The following is a 17,214-nucleotide window of genomic DNA, read 5'->3' as shown; positions in this document are numbered from 1 at the left end:
CAGCGATATCGTTTCCCAGGTGATGATTGCGATTTTGGTGGTTCTGGTGCTCAACCTGGTGGTGTTGCTGGCACTCCTGAGGTACGCACGCGGTATTCGCCGGCGCAACGCCGAGATGGCGGAGTTGGTTGCGGTGACAACGGCAGAAGTCGGCAAGCCCGTCGCGGTGGAGCCACAGTTCAAGGATGCCAAGGAACGCCTGATCACGATCGAGATCTTGAATCCGGCAGAACTTGCAGCGACGCACAACAAATACTCGGGCGTGGCTGGTGCCGTGGCACCAGGTCTGATTCGAAAAATCGTCTACGACCGTACGGTCCAGATTCTGCGTGAGCAGTTGGTCGCGCAGGGCGTCCAAGCCGATGTGAGGATCCATGTTGGTGCTTGAAATCGCGGCCGCGATTGTCGGCGCGTTCACCGTCGCGGGGAGTGGAGCAGTCGGGGTGCGGTTGCGCCGCACATCCGTCGAGCTCGCGGAGATCGGCGCCGACAACCGTCGTCTGATTGCCGTGAATGCCGAGAACGAGCGGATGGCGAAGTCTGCTCGCGAGGTCGCGGAGGCAGTCGAGACGACCTCGGCAGCCGTCGATCTCGGTACCACTATCGTCGCGTCGAGTCACAAGGTCATCGCCTCGATCCCGTTCGAGATCCTCGACGCCATTCCCGCGACTCGCGATACGAGCAGAATCGTCCGCGGCATCCACGACGGAACGGCAGATGCCGTCTATCGCTCGATATTCGGCGTGAACAAGGCGTTCCGCGATGCCCTGAACAAGCCCCCCGCCGGGACCGACTGAGTCACGCGGCACACACCGACATAAAATTCATGTCGGGCAAAAATCCGTGCATTTCCAAAGGGGTAGTTGAAACGTGAGCGCGCAAATCGAAGAGCTCGAGTTCCAGGCGGAGACGCGTCAGCTGTTGGAGCTGATGATTCACTCGGTCTACTCGGAGAAAGACATCTTCCTGCGAGAGCTGATCTCTAACGCATCCGACGCGTTGGACAAGCTTCGGCTCGAGGCATTTCGTGACAAGGACCTGCAGGTCGACACCTCGGACCTGCACATCCAAATCGACGTCGACAAAGATGCCCGGACGCTGACGATTCGCGACAACGGCATCGGCATGTCGCGCGACGAGGTCGTCGATCTCATCGGCACGCTCGCGAAGTCGGGGACCGCTGACCTGCGACGCAAACTGGCCGAGGCCAAGGAGGCTGCCGCGCCCGAGGAGCTGATCGGGCAGTTCGGCATCGGCTTCTATTCGTCGTTCATGGTGGCGGACAAGGTCACGCTGCTGACGCGTAAAGCAGGCGAAAGTACTGCGACGCAATGGGAATCGAGCGGCGAGGGCACCTACACGATCCAGGCGGTCGAGGACGCGCCGCAGGGAACGTCGATCACGCTGCACCTCAAGGAAGAGGACAAAGAGGACCACCTCTACGACTACACGCAGCCGTGGAAGCTCAAGCAGATCGTCAAGCGCTACTCCGACTTCATCGGGTTCCCCATTCGGATGGAGGTGCCGCCGAAGCCGGTGGCTGAGGGAGAAGAAGAGCCGGTCACCCGTCAGGTCGAGTTCGAGACGATCAACTCGATGAAGGCTCTGTGGACCCGACCCCGCAGCGACGTCTCCGACGAGGAGTACAAGGAGTTCTACAAGCACGTCAGCCACGCATGGGACGAGCCGCTCGAGATCATCCCCATGAAGGCGGAGGGGACGTTCGAGTACCAAGCGCTGCTGTTCATCCCGTCGCAGGCGCCGTTCGATCTGTTCATGCGTGAGCACGCGCGCGGAGTGCAGCTCTACGTCAAGCGGGTGTTCATCATGGACAACTGCGAAGAGCTGATGCCCGAGTACCTGCGCTTCGTGAAGGGTGTCGTCGACGCCCAAGACCTGTCGCTCAACGTGTCCCGCGAAATCCTCCAGCAGGACCGCCAGCTCAAGCTGATTCAGCGTCGTCTCGTCAAGAAGGTCCTCTCGACCATCAAAGACATCCAGGCGAATCGTGCCGACGAATACAAGACCTTCTGGTCCGAGTTCGGGCGGGTACTCAAGGAAGGCTTGCTGTCGGATTCCGACAACAAGGAAACGATCCTGGCCGTGTCGTCCTTCGCGTCGACTGCGTCGGAGGAGGACCTCACCACGCTCGCCGGGTATGTCGAGCGGATGAAAGACGGTCAGGAGCAGATCTACTACATGACCGGTGAGTCTCGGCAGATGATCGAGAGCTCACCGCACATGGAGGCGTTCAAGGCGCGCGGTCTCGAAGTGTTGGTGCTGACCGACCCGGTCGACGAGATGTGGGTCGGTTCGGTCACCGAATTCGAGGGCAAGAAGTTCCAGTCGATCGCCAAGGGCGAGGTGGATCTCGATACCGAGGAAGAGAAGAAGGCGACCGAGGTCGCGCGTGAGCAGCAGGACAAGGATTTCGCCGAGCTGCTGACCTGGTTGACCACGACGTTGGAGGACAACGTCAAGGCCGTCCGGTTGTCTTCTCGCCTGACCGATTCGCCCGCCTGCATCGTCGGCGAGACGCACGATTTCACGCCGATGCTGGAGAAGATGTACCGCGCGTCGGGGCAGCCGATTCCGCACACGAAGCGCACCCTCGAGCTCAATCCGACGCACCCGCTGGTCACCGGGCTGAAGGACGCGTTCGCCGAACATAAGGACGACGCCGGTCTCGCCGAGACGGCCGAATTGCTTTATGGCATGGCGCTTCTCGCCGAAGGTGGCGAGCTGAGCGATCCGGCGCACTTCACGAAGCTGCTCGCGAATCGTCTGGCTCGCACGCTGTAGTCAGGTACTGACGAACGAGGGAAGCCCGGCGACAAACGCGTCGGGCTTCTCCATGTTCGGGCTATGCCAGGATTCGGCAACTGCCGACATCAACCGCAACATCATTCGATGCTGGCGGTTTCCACAGGCACTGCATCGACCACGATGCGGTCGCGCCCACCACGCTTTGCGTCATACATCGCACGATCCGCTCGCATGAGCACGGTTTCGAGTACCGCCGTTCTGTCCCGGCGCCGAATCGTCGTCCAATCGGCGACGGCGACACACGCCGCACCGCAACTCGCGGTCACGTGCGCTCGCTCTGCGGGTTCGCCGATCGCGTGACGAACGCGCTCGGCCATCGGTGCGATATCCACTTTCGACATCACGTCGAGCAGGACGAATTCCTCGCCACCGACCCGAGCAAGCACTGCCGTCTCCCGAGCGGCCGTCTGGATCCGTCGCGCAGTCCGCAGCAACACTTCGTCACCCACCGAATGACCGAAGGTGTCGTTGACTTGTTTGAACAGGTCCAGATCAATAGCGACCACCACTATCACCGCTTCGGGATCGGCATCGGCGCGACTTTCCATGGCGTCGACGTGCATGAACAGCCCTCGCCGGTTGAGTACCCCCGTCAGCGGGTCCATCCCCGACTCGACCGCGTCGGTACGCATCATCCAGAATCCGAGCTGCACAACCGGTGGTGTGACGACGAAAGCAAACCCACCTAAGACGGCGACCCCGATAGCCCCGGCGTCGCCACCGAAAGCCCCGGTCGACCACATGCGTCCAAACGCAATCGTTGCGGACGCCAGGACCCAGAACATATGTAGCAAGAGCAATTTGGGTCCGTGAAAGATGACCGTATAAGCAGTGGTCAGAACAAAACCGACCAAGGCGAGCAGCCCGACGACCGCATCATCGGTCTGCACACAGAGCAGGCTGATACAGCCATCGGCAAGCACGACCGTGAGCTGCGACAACCACAACTGCGGCCACGAACCGAACGACCATCGGGCGGCCCACAACAACGAGACACCCGCGGTGACACCGCCCAATACGTTGCCGGGTACACCATGCGGTCCGCTCTGCGAAATAACGAGAAGGATGGCTGTCGCACCGAACAGGATGGAAAAGGTCGCAACCACCGCCCGAGCCATCCGCGCAAGCAAATGCGATTCGAGATAGCCGACCAACCACCAATAGTCCACGGGTATCGCCCACCACAGACGCACCGACCGCACGACCGAGGAGAGGGTCGACATGCTCCCCTCCCCCCGAGCGGAAATGTGGTTCAGTCTCGGACAAGTCCCCGCGGTGTCGCGGGTGGCGTTAGCGCGGCGCCATCCGCAACGCGCCGTCCATGCGGATGGTCTCGCCATTGAGGTAGTCGTGCTCGACGATCATCTGCGCGAGCTGGGCGTACTCGGTCGGCTGTGCGAGCCGGGACGGGAAGGGAACGCCCGCTTCCAGACCCTTGCGGTACTCGGGGGTGACGCCGGCGAGCATCGGCGTGTCCACGATGCCGGGGGCGATCGTGTTGACGCGGATGCCGAACTGCGCGAGGTCGCGCGCGGCCGGAATGGTCATGCCATGGACGCCGCCCTTGGATGCGGAGTACGCGATCTGCCCGATCTGGCCTTCGAAGGCGGCGACAGATGCGGTGTTGATGACGACGCCTCGCTGGCCGGAATCGTCGACCGTGTCGGTCTTCGAGATGGCGTCGGCGGCGAGGCGCATGACGTTGAACGTGCCGAGCAGGTTGACGGTGATGACCGTGCGGAACAGCTCGAGATCGTGCGGACCGTTCTTCGACAGGATGCGGCCTGCCCAGCCGACACCGGCACAGTTGACGACGATGCGCAGCGGGACACCCGATTCGACGATCTGGTCGACTGCAGCCTTGACCTCGTCACCACTGGTGACATCGGTGGCGATCAATGTGACGCCCGCAGGCACGCTGTCGCCCGCCCGCTCGATCGACTGCGCGAGGTCGAGCCCGAAGACTGTCGCGCCTGCGTCGGCGAGGCGCTTCGCGGTAGCGGCGCCGAGGCCGGATGCGGCTCCCGTGACTAGTGCTGCGGATCCCGAAATTTCCACGGTTCTATCCCCTTGTCTGGCGATTGCTTTTGGTCGCCGGTAGCTGCAAGCACGATAAACCGGCCTATGCGCTGGGCGTGCTCCGGGCCACGGCAACCGTGCGCAGCTGCGTCATCGCCCGATGCTGCAGCACCCGGACCGCTCCGTCCGTGCGACCCAGCGCCACTGCGGTCTCCGCGACAGAAAAGGCGCAAATTGTGCGCAGCACCAGTACTTCGCGCTGCGCCTCGGACAGGTTCGTCAACGCATGGGGCAAGTGGGCGTCCGACGTGCGGATACGCCGAATTTGGCGTGCGGTCTCCGAGTACACCGCGTGTAAGAACGGCGTGCCGCCATTGTGGCGCGGCAGCCCGACAAGGACCGACCGGCAGATGTCTGCTGCCGGGAGGTCTGTGCCCAACTCCGCACGGCAAAGCAGCCCGATGACCGGGCCAACTGCGGAACAGAGCCTCTCGAGCGCGCCGCGATCACCTCGTGCGGCGGTTTCGGCGAGCCTGTCCCAAGATTCGATTCGGCTCACGACTTACAGCAGACATGCGAAGTCTGGATGGCGGCTGGCACGAAGCTGGCAATCTCCTCGGCTCGGCTCTTCCCACCCCTCGTGAGTCTTTTTGGAGTCCCTGGACTCCAAAAAGACTCACAAGGGGTGTTACGTGCGGCGGCGGGAGAAACGGCGCTTCTTGGCGGCAATCGGCGGAGGCGGCCCGGTCAACGGCAAGGTCAGAGTGCGGTGCAGCACTTGGCGACCGTTCTCGACGGCAGCATGGTCGACTTCGACGGTCGCGTTGCGCCCATCGATCACGACCGTCATGACGCCGTTCTCGAACCATGGGCCGTTGTCGACTTCCCAGTCGACCGCGACGTCGGCAACACCGGCCGACCGAGCCATTCGATGGGTCAGCCACCGGACCGCGCGGGTCTTCATCGCGCGGTTGGCGACCCGGATCGATTTCTCCAGCGGGTTGCGGAACGGCGACATGGTCAGCTGATGAATCGCAGGCGACGTGGGATCGATGCCTGGAAGCTGGGCTCTCGCCGTGTACGAGCAGTGCACGTCGCCTGCCAGCATGAGGATCGTCGCGGGCGGGTTGTCGAACCGCGCGATCCTGCCGAGCATCTCGACGACTACGTCGAACGATTGCCGAAACGCCGCCCAATGCTCGAGATCGACTTCGCGCCGGATCTTTTCGCCGAATCGCATCGCTCGCTTGCCCCAACCACCGCCCGCGACCGCTTCGTTCCAGCCCTCCAGATGGTGAATGCCGTGCGCAAGGAAGAACGGCAACGTGGTGGCCATCAGCAAGTGATCGAACTTCTGGCCAGGTGCGGGCATTGTGGCCCTCGCCTGTAGCCACGAGCTCTCTTTGTGGTCGACGATGCGCCGGTCGTTGGGATCGAGGCGTCGTGAACACCGCGCATCGACCGCGACCATGCGAATGCCCAGCCGTTCGTTGCCGAAGTCGCGGTAGTAGCTCCATTGCGCGCTGTCAGGCTCCGCATCGGATCGCCATGCGAACGCATCGAGCTTGGCGGACCGTTCGCCATTGGAGACATCGGATCGAACCATCGCCCACATTGGATCGAGCTCCAATTCGCTGGGCGACAAGTTACCCAGATGCTGATAAATCCAGTAGGACGCGAAAGCCCCTCGGACCCGGTCGGGCCACCACGGTTCAGCGGTGATCCAGTCCCGCCAGGCTTGTGAGGTGTTCCAGTCGTCGCGCAGGTCGTGGTCGTCGAGCAGCATGCAGGTGGGGACGGTCGAGAGCAGCCAGCGAATCGGTGCCGGGGTCCACGATTCGGAGTACAACCACGTGTACTCCTCGAAGTTGCCGATCTCTTCTCGGACCTCGTCCCATGCGGCGCCACGGTCGGCATGAGCCTTGCGCAGCCTCTCGACGAGCTCGTCCGACGGGGTATCGGCGTAGACCTGGTCGCCGCCGAGAAACAGTGCGTCCGGCCATTGCTCGTACGGTTCGATCGCCATGCGCTCCGCGAGCGCGACCAGGGCGTCGGCGCCGAATCGCTTCAAGCCGGCCTCGTCGAAAGGTGCTGAGCGACGACAGGATCCGAATGCGAGGCGAAACGTCTCATCGTCTCGGAAGGTTCGCATGACACTCGGTGGGAACCTCGATTCCGGCTCGGGCCAGACCAGGGTGTCGTCGAGCACGACCGTGTAGGGAGTCTGCGTCCCGGGCTCGAGGCCTTCGACGATGACGAGTGCGTAGTGGTGACCATGCACCGTCCACGTCGGGGCCTTGTAGCCGAGAACGTTCACCACGCAGGGTCGGTCGGTTTCGACCCAAATTGTGGCTCGGCTGGTGTCGACGTAGCGCAGCAGCGGGCCGACGACGAGGGACGGGGTTGTCATGGGTTCGAGGTTAACGATTTTGGGCGGTTTGTCTCGGTATCGTCGTTCTATGGGATTCAAGGGCCTGATGGGCGGCGGTGCCAGTGTCGACACGGTTTTGCACGACCCGCGGGTGTATCCCGGCGGTGTTCTGCACGGCACCGTCAATGTGGTTGGCGGACACACCGATCGGGATGTCAATTTCGTCGAGTTGTCGTTGACCGCAAGGGTGGAGGTCGAGACCGAGGACTCCGAATACGACTCGAATGTCGTGTTCGTGAGGAAGCGCATCAGCGGACCGTTTCGCTTGCAGACCGGTGCGCGGATCCCGATCCCGTTCACCTTCGAAGTGCCCTGGGAAACCCCGTTCAATGAAGTCGCGGGGACGTCGTTGCACGGAGTCCGAGTGGGCATACGGACCGAACTCGACATCGCGAAGTCCGTGGACAAGGGCGACGTCGACGAGATCAGAGTGCTCGCGTTGCCTGCACAGGAGCGCATCGTCAGAGCGTTCGCCGAGATCGGCTTTCGGCTGAAGGGTTCGGATCTGGAACGTGGGCGGCTGGCGGGCTCGCCGTTGCCGTTCTATCAGGAGGTCGAGTTCTATCCGGCCAATCATTTCCGCGGCCAGATGGAGGAGCTGGAGGTCAAGTTCGTGACTCACCCGCACGGCATGGACGTCGTGCTCGAAATCGACCGGCGCAGCGTCTTCGGTGGTAGCTCCGACAAAACCAACCGCTTCAGCGTCGACAGCTCGACAATCGATTCGCAGAACTGGGCCGCGGTGCTCAACGACCATCTCACGCGAATCATGGGTGGGGGAGCGTTCGGAGCATTCGGCGGGGTCGACAGCCACGCCGCGCCGCAGCTCCATGCTCCGGTCGGTCCGCCGCCGTACAACCCGCCGCCGCCTCCTCCGCCCCCGCCGAGGAACGCCCCGCCGCAGCCGACGTACGCACCACCGCCGACAGGGGCCATCAACCTGACCAAGGGCGGCAACATCAACCTCACCAAGCAAGCGCAGGGGTTGACGGCGGTGTCGATCGGACTCGGGTGGGACGTCAGCGGCTTCGGCGCAGCAGTCGACATCGATGCGTCAGCGGTGGTCACCGGACCTGACGGGCGGGCGTTGTCGGATGCGCATTTCGTGTTCTTCAACAACCTGACCAGCCCCGATGGCGCGGTCAATCACGCAGGCGACAATGCGACCGGCGCCGGCGGTGGCGACGACGAGCAGATTCACGTCGACTTGGTCCGTCTCGCGCCGCAGGCTGACAAGGTCAGTTTCGCGGTCTCGATCCACGACGGCCAGGCGGTCCAGAACTTCGGCCAGGTCCGGAATGCCTACATCCGCGTCGTCAATCAGGCGGACGGCCGCGAAATTACTCGCTACGACCTTTCGCATCAGTCGAACAACGAAACCGCGATGATTTTCGGCGAGCTGTACCGGCACGGCCCCGATTGGAAGTTCCGCGCCGTTGGGCAGGGATTCGTCGACGGTCTTGAGGGCGTCATCCGTAGCTTCGGTCTCAGCGCCTGACCTGCTCGTGAGTCTTTTAGGAGTCCCTGGACTCCTAAAAGACTCACGAGGGTATGGGGCGGGTTCGCAGCGCTCGGATCGCGGGGGCCGTCGAGGCAGCGAGCAACGTTGCCAGGTCGGGCGGGTAGCAGACGTCGACGACCGCAGACGGTGGGAATCGATACGGACGGCTGTGGACCAACCCTGCGAGTTGCTTTCGTAGACGCGACATCTCGGCCCGCACAGTGACCACGCGGCTGCGGTCGCCGTACAGATCGTCGGCGAGGTCGGGCGCGGACCGTCCCTCCCGATGGTTCGCCAGGACCAGCAGGATCTCCGCGTGCCGTGGCGAGATGTCGTGGCGCCAGCAGCCGAACTGGCCGACCATCTCCAGCGACGGCGCACAGGAGTCACGGACGTCCAGCGTGACACGGGAGATACCTGGTGTGGCGTCGTCCTCGGTCGGCCGGACCAGCCAACCGCCGGGCAACAACTCGATCTCGCACATACCGAGCGGAGGCACCCACGTCCGTCCGGGAGCGGTCTCCTCGGGTAGCAGGATCCTGTTGTGCAGCGGCAGCGAGTCGACCGCAGCCACCCAGCCGTCATGATCGACGGCTAGCGCAGGCGCACCGATACGCGCGAGGATCGGCGCCGCGACGGACCGTAACCGGTTCAGGGTCCGATCGTGTTGCTCGCGCAGCCGGGATTCCGCGAGCCGGGCAACAACGTCGACGAGAGCAACCGTGGTCGGGTGCACCGTCGCAGCCGGACCCGATACGTCGACCACGCCAATGACCTGGCCCGTGCGGGGGTCCTTGATCGGCGCTCCGGCACAGGTCCAGGGATGGTGGCTGCGCTGGTAGTGCTCGGCGGAGAAGACTTGTACGGCCCGGTTGGATGCCAGCGCTGTGCCGATAGCGTTGGTGCCGACCGCATTCTCACCCCAATGCGCGCCTTCGACGAAGCCAAGCCGGTCCGCGTGGTTGAGGACCGATGTGGATCCGCTGCGCCAGAGCACCCGTCCGAGTGCGTCAGCGACGACGAGGATGTTGTTGCCCTCGACGATCAAGGTTTCCAGGTTTCGGGAGACTTCGTCGAGAACCCCGAGCAGGCCCGACGACCTTCGCAGCATCTCCAGCGCGCCAGTCTCGACGACGGGCGCAGCGAGCCGATCGGGGGCGAGACCGTTCGCCATCATCCGCTGCCAGGAGTCCTGAATCACCGACCTCGGACGTGCAGGTGCCCGCGCACCTGCCATCGTCGCGTCGTAGACCGCCGACATCAGCCGCGCATAGTGCCGTGGATCCTCGCCGACCGCGACGGCCGGTTCGGGGCGGGGAAGTTCTTGCATCAACACGAGTGTGCTCCCGATCACAGACCAGCGCCATTGCACCTACCCGAACGGTCAGGTCGTCGGATCGACGAGGACCTTCATCTTCTTGCCTGCATGTAAGGCTTCGAAGCCCTCCTCGATCACGTCGTCGAGGGCGATCGAGGTCACCCAGCCAGTGGTGTCGTACTTGCCCTGCGCCATCAGAGCGATGACGGCCTGGAAGTCGTCGGCGGTGTAGCACAGCGAGCCCTGGATGCGGGACTCGTTCATGACGAGATTGAGTAGTGGAGTGGTCAACGGTTTCTCGTAGATGGCGACGCTCACCATCGGTCGCCGGGCGCCGACGCAAGCCAGGGCAGTCGCTACGGCCGGCGTCACGCCCGCGGCGTCGAAGACCGCGTCGGCGCCCGCGCCGTCGGTGTGGTCGGTGATGAACGCTGGGACGTCGACCGCTGTCGGATCCAGCGTGCGAGCACCCAATGCTTCGATGGACGCCCGTCGGGTTGCCGACGGTTCGACGACGAAGACGTCGTCGACGCCCTTGCCGCGCAAGGCAAACCAGAGTCCGATGCCGATCGGTCCGGCGCCGAACACCATCGAGGTGCCGTCCGGATTGGGCTCGCCGAGGGTAGCGGCGTGGTAGGCCACCGACATCGGTTCGACCAGTGCGCCCAACTCCAGCGATACGTTGTTGGGCAGGCGGTGCAGCATGTCGGTCGGCACGACGGTGTACTCGGCCATGCCGCCATCGGACATTAGCCCGTGGAAACCGATCTGCTGACAGATGTTGTAGTTGCCCGCTCGACACGGTCGGCAATGCCCACAGCGGTACAAGGGCATGATCGCCACCCGATCGCCTTCGGCGTAGTCGGAGACACCCGCCCCGACTTCGGTGATCACGCCGGCGAATTCGTGGCCCATCGTGAGCGGCAGTTGCTGACCGGTCAGTGGATGTGGCTCGGTCGGAACGAAAATCGGTCCTGCGTAGTACTCGTGCAGGTCGGTGCCGCAGATGCCGTTGAAGCCGACCTTCACCTTCACGGTCCCTGGCGATGGGCTCGGCTCGGCGACGTCGGCGACCTCGAGCTTGTTCGGTCCGTAGTACACAGCTGCTCTCATGTCGCATGTCTATGTGACCGCGACCACACGGCGAAAGAGTTGCATCCCGTTGCATCGCAGTGCGCCTTGCAACGCACTGCAACTCTTGCGGGTCCGAACCCGCTTCGTGTGGTCTGAGTCACATGACCGAAACTATTGAACGGCCGGCCACCGCCGCCCTTACGCCGCAGGCCCGTATCGACGCATGGCTCGCCGATTTCGAAGCAGCACTCCACGAACGCGACCTCGAGCGGGTCGTCGCCAAATTCGCCGTCGACAGCTTTTGGCGCGACCTCGTCTCCTTCACCTGGAACATCAAGACAGTCGAAGGCCGTGACGGCGTCGCGGACATGCTCGCAGCGCGGCTCGCCGAGACCAGCCCGTCCGGGTTCCGGACCCGCGAGGAGGCAACCGCCGACGGCGACGTCACCTCCGCATTCATCGAGTTCGAGACGGCCGTCGGCCGCGGTACCGGACATCTGCGCCTCAAAGGTGACGAGTGCTGGACGCTGCTGACCGCACTGCAGGAACTCAAGGAGCACGAGGAGCGCAAGGGTCCGACGCGCGTCATGGGGGCGGTGCACGGCACCGACGCCGACACCCGGTCGTGGGCCGAGAAGCGCGAGGACGAAGAGGCCTCGCTAGGGCTCACCGTGCAGCCTTACACGCTGGTGGTCGGCGGCGGCCAAGGCGGAATCGCGCTCGGTGCGCGTCTGCGGCAACTCGGCGTGCCCGCCATCGTCGTCGACAAGTACGACCGTCCCGGTGACCAGTGGCGGAAGCGCTACAAGTCCCTGTGCCTGCACGACCCGGTCTGGTACGACCACCTGCCGTACTTGCCGTTCCCGCAGAACTGGCCCGTGTTCGCGCCGAAGGACAAGATCGGCGACTGGCTGGAGTTCTACACCAGGGTCATGGAGGTGCCGTATTGGTCCAAGACGACCTGTCTGTCGGCGAGCTTCGACGAGACCGAGAAACGATGGACCGTCGAGGTCGACCGCGACGGTGAGCGGCTCACACTGCATCCCACCCAGCTGGTCCTGGCAACCGGCATGTCGGGAAAGCCGAGCATTCCCACGTTGCCGGGGCAGGACGTCTTCGCGGGCGAGCAGCATCACTCCAGCGCTCACCCCGGCCCGGACCGCTACGTCGGCAAACGTGCCGTCGTCATCGGGTCCAACAACTCCGCGCACGACATCTGCAAGGCACTTTTCGAGAACGGCGTCGACGTCACGATGGTGCAGCGGTCGTCGACCCATATCGTGAAATCGGATTCGCTGATGGAGATCGGGCTCGGTGACCTCTACTCGGAACGGGCGGTTGCCTCGGGCATGACCACCGAGAAGGCGGATCTGACCTTCGCGTCACTGCCGTACCGGATCATGCACGAGTTCCAGATTCCGGTATACGACGCAATCCGGATCCGCGACAAGGACTTCTACGACCGGCTCGCCGCGGCAGGGTTCGAGTTGGATTGGGGCGACGACGATTCCGGACTCTTCATGAAGTATCTGCGTCGCGGGTCCGGCTACTACATCGACGTCGGTGCCTGCGACTTGGTCGCCGACGGCAGCATCAAGCTGGCCCACGGCCAGGTCGACCGGCTCACCGAGAACTCCGTGATCCTGGCCAACGGAACCGAACTGCCGGCTGACGTCGTCGTCTATGCGACCGGCTACGGCTCGATGAACGGCTGGGCGGCCGACCTCATGGGTCAGGAAGTGGCCGACAAGGTCGGCAAGGTGTGGGGTCTGGGCAGCAACACGGCCAAAGACCCCGGACCGTGGGAGGGCGAACAGCGCAACATGTGGAAGCCCACCCAGCAGCAGAACCTCTGGTTCCACGGCGGGAATCTGCATCAGTCCCGGCACTATTCGCTCTACCTCGCCCTGCAGCTCAAGGCGCGATACGAAGGACTGCCCACCCCTGTCTACGGGCTGCAGGAAGTCCATCACCTGAGTTAGCCGCCCGTCCTGCTCGTGAGTCTTTTCGACAGTCCCAGGACTGTCGAAAAGACTCACAACCGGCGTGCATACCCGACACTTGTCTGCATGAAGAAGAACGGCAAAGTTGCCGATATCGACGACATTGCAGTGATCGGCGAAGGTCCCGTGACCGACGTCGTCGAGGCTCCCGAAGAGGTCGGCCTTGCGCGTACCAACCCCACCCTCGCGCTCCAGCACATGGAAGCAGCGCTGTGTCGCGCGGACCTCGAGCATCCCGAGGTGCTGACGCGCGAGGAGTTTCGGCGGCTGCGGTATCTGATCAGTTTTGCCAGGTTGACGGACTTCGAGCCAGGCGTAGCAGGCCCGGGTGGAACGCGCGGGCGCGGCGATGTGAACGTCACAGACGAGGTGGCACCGCTGCGAAGTCGCGTACTTGCCGATCTGCACGATTCGCTGCGCGTCGAGCCGGATCTCGAGCAGCGGCTCGTCGAGGCGAAAGCGGCGCTCGTCGGGCTGATCGAGCCGCTGGAAACAGCGCGCAAAGAACTTGCCGAGAATCATTCCAAAGACTTCTCACTCGCCGAACTGGACGCTGAGGTCGGCTACAAATCTCTCGTGTCGGTCTTCGGCGGCGGCGGGGGCGCCGGATACGTCTACCTCGGCGCTTTGCAGCGAATGCTCGAGGAGGACCTGATCCCGGCATACGTGCTGTCGTCGTCGATCGGCGCTGTGATCGGGAGCATCTTCGCGCGGTCGCTGCCGGTCCCATTGGACGAATACATCGAGTGGGCGAAGACGCTCGAGCTGCGCAAGATTCTCTCGCCCGAAACCGGCTACCGTAAACATGGTCTGACCAGCATCTTCTCGTTGAAGTTCGACGAGTTTGCCGACAACGTCTTCCGCACTGCCGACGGTGCGCAGATGCGGATGAAGGATCAGGCCATCCCATTCGAGACCGTCGTTGCCGGTGTCCGCAAGCAGTCGTTCGACCGGTTACCCGGTCGCTTCCGCCGATCGGAATTCGCCTCGTTGGGTTTCCGGGCGATGCCGCACGTCAAACTGGCCGCGAGCACTGCACTGGCGTCGCGGCTGTGGCAGGTCGCGGCATTCGTCGATACCCGGGTTGTGAAGCCGATTGTCCTGGGCGCCGACGACCTCACCGCCGAGATCAACGTGATCGACGCCGTCGGATTCTCGGCCTCCATTCCGGGGGTGCTTCATCACGAGAGCCATGATCCGCGGGCGCAAGCACGGCTCGATCAGCTGCTGGACCAGCACGACGTCGCGGCACTGGTCGACGGCGGCGCAGCGAGCAACGTACCCGCGGAACTCGCGTGGAAGCGGGTCCAGTCAGGGAAGCTGGGTACGCGCAACGCCTGCTACTTCGTCTGGGACTGCTTGCACCCGCAATGGAATCCGAGGCATCTCTGGCTGCAGCCGCTGACGCAAGCGCTGCAAGTTCAGATGGTGGCGAATGCACCGCACGCCGATCGGATCACCCGGTTCGCGCCCACGTTGTCGCTGATCAACCTGGCGCCGTCGCCGCAAGCGTTCGACCGCGCGACCGGGTGGGGTCGCGATTCCATCGAAGCGTCGTTGCCGTTCGTGAAGCACATGCTCGAACCGATTTGGTGGGAGGGCACCAGCCCGCCGAAGCCGAAGCGCCCACGCAAGAAAGCTGTGTCGAACTCTGTCGAACCGCGACCGATGAGCGAGGTGCTCGAGGCGGCGCGCACTGTGCCGGAACCACCGACTCCGGCGTGGCGGCAGATCACCCGACGCGTACCGGGGATTTCGCGCTAGGACGAAGGCGGGCCCACAGTGCGGTCGTCCCTGCCGCTGCAAGTGCGGCGACGGCAATTGCGACAACCATGGGAACTACTGGCTCCAGCAGCATCCACGCGCCGGAGAACAGGAACAGGCCACCTGCGCCGAGTCGAATGACGTCTTCGGGGAGGCGCTTGCCCAGCACCGCACCGACGGCGATCGCGAGTGCGTCTGCGGCGACCATGCCGACCGTCGAACCGATCCAGACACCGACCCAGTCGCTGTCGGCCGCGAGCGTGACCGTGGCGAGCATCGTCTTGTCGCCGAGTTCGGCCAAGAGGAAGGCCGACACCACGGCGAAGAAGGCGGGCGCGTTGGCTCTCGCTGCTCGCATCGCCTCCTTGTCGGTCAGCGTGTCGCCGCGCAATGTCCAGAGGCCGAAGGCCAGGAATGCGATTCCGCCGACAATGCCGATCAGGTTCGTCGGCAGTGCTGCACCGACGTAGTGGCCGATTCCGACCGACACCAGGTGGACGCCGGCGGTCGCGGCTGTGATGCCCCCGAGGACGATCCACCACTTGTGCCGCAATGCGAAGGTCATCGCCATCAGCTGTGATTTGTCGCCCAGCTCAGCCACGAAGATGACTCCGCAGCTCAACAACATGGCCGACAACATGCTTCGACCGTACCCGGCCGAGTACACGATCGCAAAGCGAGTGTTGCCGAAATCGCAATGCGCACAATAAGTTTGGCGATCCGACCGCGAGAATTCGGGTGCCCTTACGCGGCCAGAAGCATCGCCAAAACTGCGGTATCGGGATGGCTGATGGGATCGACGCCGACTCGGCTGATCATCGACGTGACCGTTCCGTCGGCTTCGGTCTCGACCCACGCAGCGCGGTGCTCGAGACCGAGATGCGGAATCCCTGGCAGCAGAAGGCATCCCGACGCGGCGCCAACGCATTCCGGCAACGAGGGGCGAGTCTCCGACGGGGGATGCAGCATCAGCAATGCGGGCGGTTGGTGGACTGCGAACCTGCCTGGACTGACGGCACACTCGCCCAGCACTGGCCCTTCGGCAAGGACGAGACCCACGGTGCCCGGCTCCGGGTCGTCCGGTAATTCTTCTCGCGCGCCGAACACTGTGGTGGTCGGAAGCAGCCCAGGCATCGTTGCGACCCGCACCGCGAGCACCAGTAACTGGGCCCATTCCTTGGTGGTATTGGGCCACCGACCCGAGATGACGAACCCGCGCAGGGTGCCATCGGCGTGAAAGGGCGAGATTCCAACAAGCTCATGACCGAAGTCGTTTGTACCCATCGCACAACCTCCTGCTAGATACGGAGGATGCGGCACAACAGGGCTGGCACACAAGTAGCCCAGAGTGCCAGAAGTGAACTGTGCGCGAGTCTCACCCCTCCAGGGGTGAAACTCGCGCACAGTTTGTGTTCAGAAAATGAGTGGTCAGAAAATGAGACCGGCGGCCTGAGTGGTCGCCTTGGCAAAGCGGTCCTGCACGTCGGCCCAGTTGACGACGTTCCAGAACGCCTTGACGTAATCGGCCTTGACGTTCTTGTACTGCAAGTAGAAGGCGTGCTCCCACATGTCGACCTGGAGCAGCGGAACGATGCCGAGCGGGACGTTGGCCTGCTGGTCGTACAGCTGGAAGGTGAGCAGCTTCTGGCCGAGGGTGTCGTAACCCAGGACCGCCCAGCCGGACCCCTGCAGACCGTTCGCTGCCGCGGTGAACTGCGCACGGAACTTGTCGAACGAACCGAACTGGTCGTCGATTGCCGCCGCCAGATCGCCTTCGGGCTTGTCGCCACCGTTGGGCGAGAGGTTCTTCCACCAGATGGAGTGGTTCACGTGGCCACCGAGGTGGAACGCGAGGTTCTTCTCGTTGAGGAAGATCGCCGCGTGGTCTTCCTTCTCGCGGGCCTCTTCCAGCTTGGCGACCGCACTGTTCACGCCGGCGACGTAAGCAGCATGGTGCTTGGAGTGATGAATCTCGTTGATCTGGCCCGAGATGTGCGGCTCCAGAGCCGCGTAGTCATAGTCGAGGTCCGGCAGTGTGTACTCAGCCACGAGTTTCCTTCCGTCTTGGCGAGCGAGAAAGCTGTGCTCGCTGCCGCATTAATGGCTTTCGATTCGGAGGTTATCCACCTCGTACCATTCGTACACCCCACTCGATCGAGATGATCACAGAGGTTGTGTCCTTGCTCCCAACGGACCGCTTCGAGTCGCGCCCAAGGTGAACGGGGGCTTAACATCAGGTCGCGTGAATGGAGCCGCGGCTGAACCTCCGAGTAACGCC

The 17,214-nt window shown here is 63.6% G+C and carries 15 protein-coding genes and 1 pseudogene; 7 read left to right on the top strand and 9 right to left on the bottom strand.

Annotation, left to right across the window (positions count from 1 at the left end):
- Window positions 1–19 precede the first annotated feature (19 nt).
- The 3 genes from FGL95_RS09380 to htpG all read left to right on the top strand — a co-directional run bounded on the left by FGL95_RS09380 (window position 20) and on the right by htpG (window position 2,802).
- On the top strand, window positions 20–388 hold the full coding sequence (locus FGL95_RS09380; protein WP_169585984.1) for a hypothetical protein: 369 nt from the start codon (window positions 20–22) through the stop codon (window positions 386–388).
- On the top strand, window positions 375–797 hold the full coding sequence (locus tag FGL95_RS09375; RefSeq protein ID WP_169585983.1) for a hypothetical protein: 423 nt from the start codon (window positions 375–377) through the stop codon (window positions 795–797). Before FGL95_RS09380 ends, FGL95_RS09375 begins: the two co-directional genes overlap by 14 nt.
- 73 nt (window positions 798–870) lie before the next feature.
- Complete coding sequence (gene htpG, locus FGL95_RS09370) at window positions 871–2,802, top strand: molecular chaperone HtpG (RefSeq protein WP_169585982.1); 1,932 nt, start codon at window positions 871–873, stop codon at window positions 2,800–2,802.
- A 101-nt stretch (window positions 2,803–2,903) separates the two neighbouring features.
- Here htpG and FGL95_RS09365 read toward each other — a convergent pair whose 3' ends face one another.
- The 4 genes from FGL95_RS09365 to FGL95_RS09350 form a co-directional block, all read right to left on the bottom strand.
- On the bottom strand, window positions 2,904–4,049 hold the full coding sequence (locus tag FGL95_RS09365; RefSeq protein WP_169585981.1) for a GGDEF domain-containing protein: 1,146 nt from the start codon (window positions 4,047–4,049) through the stop codon (window positions 2,904–2,906).
- Window positions 4,050–4,116: 67 nt separating this feature from the next.
- The gene (locus tag FGL95_RS09360; protein ID WP_169585980.1) at window positions 4,117–4,884 is read right to left on the bottom strand and encodes an SDR family NAD(P)-dependent oxidoreductase; all 768 of its coding nucleotides are present in this window, start codon (window positions 4,882–4,884) and stop codon (window positions 4,117–4,119) included.
- 64 nt (window positions 4,885–4,948) lie between these two features.
- Complete coding sequence (locus FGL95_RS32925; protein WP_169585979.1) at window positions 4,949–5,404, bottom strand: sigma factor-like helix-turn-helix DNA-binding protein; 456 nt, start codon at window positions 5,402–5,404, stop codon at window positions 4,949–4,951.
- Between the two features lie 129 nt (window positions 5,405–5,533).
- Entirely contained in the window at window positions 5,534–7,255 is a 1,722-nt protein-coding gene (locus FGL95_RS09350) for a DUF7800 domain-containing protein (protein ID WP_169585978.1), read from the bottom strand.
- Between FGL95_RS09350 and FGL95_RS32310 the strand changes: the two are divergent.
- Together FGL95_RS32310 and FGL95_RS32305 are read left to right on the top strand one after the other, a co-directional pair.
- A pseudogene (locus tag FGL95_RS32310) lies at window positions 7,254–7,925 on the top strand (sporulation protein); the annotation flags it as partial. The gene FGL95_RS09350 and the pseudogene FGL95_RS32310 sit on opposite strands and share 2 nt — an antisense overlap.
- A gap of 285 nt (window positions 7,926–8,210) precedes the next feature.
- Complete coding sequence (locus FGL95_RS32305; protein WP_169586994.1) at window positions 8,211–8,774, top strand: TerD family protein; 564 nt, start codon at window positions 8,211–8,213, stop codon at window positions 8,772–8,774.
- A 43-nt stretch (window positions 8,775–8,817) separates the two neighbouring features.
- On the opposite strand, the gene FGL95_RS09335 is transcribed toward FGL95_RS32305, so the two are convergent.
- Both FGL95_RS09335 and FGL95_RS09330 read right to left on the bottom strand, forming a co-directional pair.
- On the bottom strand, window positions 8,818–10,107 hold the full coding sequence (locus FGL95_RS09335; RefSeq protein WP_169585977.1) for a helix-turn-helix domain-containing protein: 1,290 nt from the start codon (window positions 10,105–10,107) through the stop codon (window positions 8,818–8,820).
- Window positions 10,108–10,161: 54 nt separating this feature from the next.
- Entirely contained in the window at window positions 10,162–11,208 is a 1,047-nt protein-coding gene (locus FGL95_RS09330) for a 2,3-butanediol dehydrogenase (protein WP_169585976.1), read from the bottom strand.
- A 122-nt stretch (window positions 11,209–11,330) separates the two neighbouring features.
- Here FGL95_RS09330 and FGL95_RS09325 point away from each other — a divergent pair, with 122 nt between their 5' ends.
- Together FGL95_RS09325 and FGL95_RS09320 are read left to right on the top strand one after the other, a co-directional pair.
- Window positions 11,331–13,151: an NAD(P)/FAD-dependent oxidoreductase gene (locus FGL95_RS09325; RefSeq protein ID WP_169585975.1), complete on the top strand. Its 1,821-nt coding sequence runs from the start codon at window positions 11,331–11,333 to the stop codon at window positions 13,149–13,151.
- Between the two features lie 87 nt (window positions 13,152–13,238).
- On the top strand, window positions 13,239–14,936 hold the full coding sequence (locus FGL95_RS09320; protein ID WP_169585974.1) for a patatin-like phospholipase family protein: 1,698 nt from the start codon (window positions 13,239–13,241) through the stop codon (window positions 14,934–14,936).
- Here the strand turns inward: FGL95_RS09320 and FGL95_RS09315 are convergent.
- From FGL95_RS09315 to FGL95_RS09305, 3 genes are all read right to left on the bottom strand, one after another.
- On the bottom strand, window positions 14,905–15,576 hold the full coding sequence (locus FGL95_RS09315) for a TMEM165/GDT1 family protein (protein WP_169585973.1): 672 nt from the start codon (window positions 15,574–15,576) through the stop codon (window positions 14,905–14,907). The two genes, FGL95_RS09320 and FGL95_RS09315, sit on opposite strands and share 32 nt — an antisense overlap.
- A gap of 104 nt (window positions 15,577–15,680) precedes the next feature.
- Window positions 15,681–16,220 carry a peptidase gene (locus FGL95_RS09310; RefSeq protein ID WP_169585972.1) on the bottom strand — a complete coding sequence of 180 codons (540 nt, stop codon included), beginning with the start codon at window positions 16,218–16,220 and terminating at the stop codon, window positions 15,681–15,683.
- Window positions 16,221–16,364: 144 nt separating this feature from the next.
- Complete coding sequence (locus FGL95_RS09305) at window positions 16,365–16,985, bottom strand: Fe-Mn family superoxide dismutase (protein ID WP_169585971.1); 621 nt, start codon at window positions 16,983–16,985, stop codon at window positions 16,365–16,367.
- Window positions 16,986–17,214 lie beyond the last annotated feature (229 nt).

Source organism: Antrihabitans stalactiti (assembly GCF_012932915.1).
GTDB classification, from domain to species: Bacteria; Actinomycetota; Actinomycetes; order Mycobacteriales; family Mycobacteriaceae; genus Antrihabitans; species Antrihabitans stalactiti.
Note: the sequence above shows the minus strand (reverse complement) of the source record. Positions and strands in the feature narration are given on the sequence as shown.

Bases quoted from the DNA above. Each gene is read 5' to 3' on its own strand.
- FGL95_RS09375 (WP_169585983.1), top strand. From the start codon at position 375: ATGTTGGTGCTTGAAATCGCGGCCGCGATTGTCGGCGCGTTCACCGTC.
- FGL95_RS09365 (WP_169585981.1), bottom strand. From the start codon at position 4,049: ATGTCGACCCTCTCCTCGGTCGTGCGGTCGGTGCGTCTGTGGTGGGCG.
- FGL95_RS09350 (WP_169585978.1), bottom strand. From the start codon at position 7,255: ATGACAACCCCGTCCCTCGTCGTCGGCCCGCTGCTGCGCTACGTCGAC.
- FGL95_RS09335 (WP_169585977.1), bottom strand. From the start codon at position 10,107: ATGCAAGAACTTCCCCGCCCCGAACCGGCCGTCGCGGTCGGCGAGGAT.
- FGL95_RS09330 (WP_169585976.1), bottom strand. From the start codon at position 11,208: ATGAGAGCAGCTGTGTACTACGGACCGAACAAGCTCGAGGTCGCCGAC.
- FGL95_RS09325 (WP_169585975.1), top strand. From the start codon at position 11,331: ATGACCGAAACTATTGAACGGCCGGCCACCGCCGCCCTTACGCCGCAG.
- FGL95_RS09320 (WP_169585974.1), top strand. From the start codon at position 13,239: ATGAAGAAGAACGGCAAAGTTGCCGATATCGACGACATTGCAGTGATC.
- FGL95_RS09315 (WP_169585973.1), bottom strand. From the start codon at position 15,576: ATGTTGTCGGCCATGTTGTTGAGCTGCGGAGTCATCTTCGTGGCTGAG.
- FGL95_RS09310 (WP_169585972.1), bottom strand. From the start codon at position 16,220: ATGGGTACAAACGACTTCGGTCATGAGCTTGTTGGAATCTCGCCCTTT.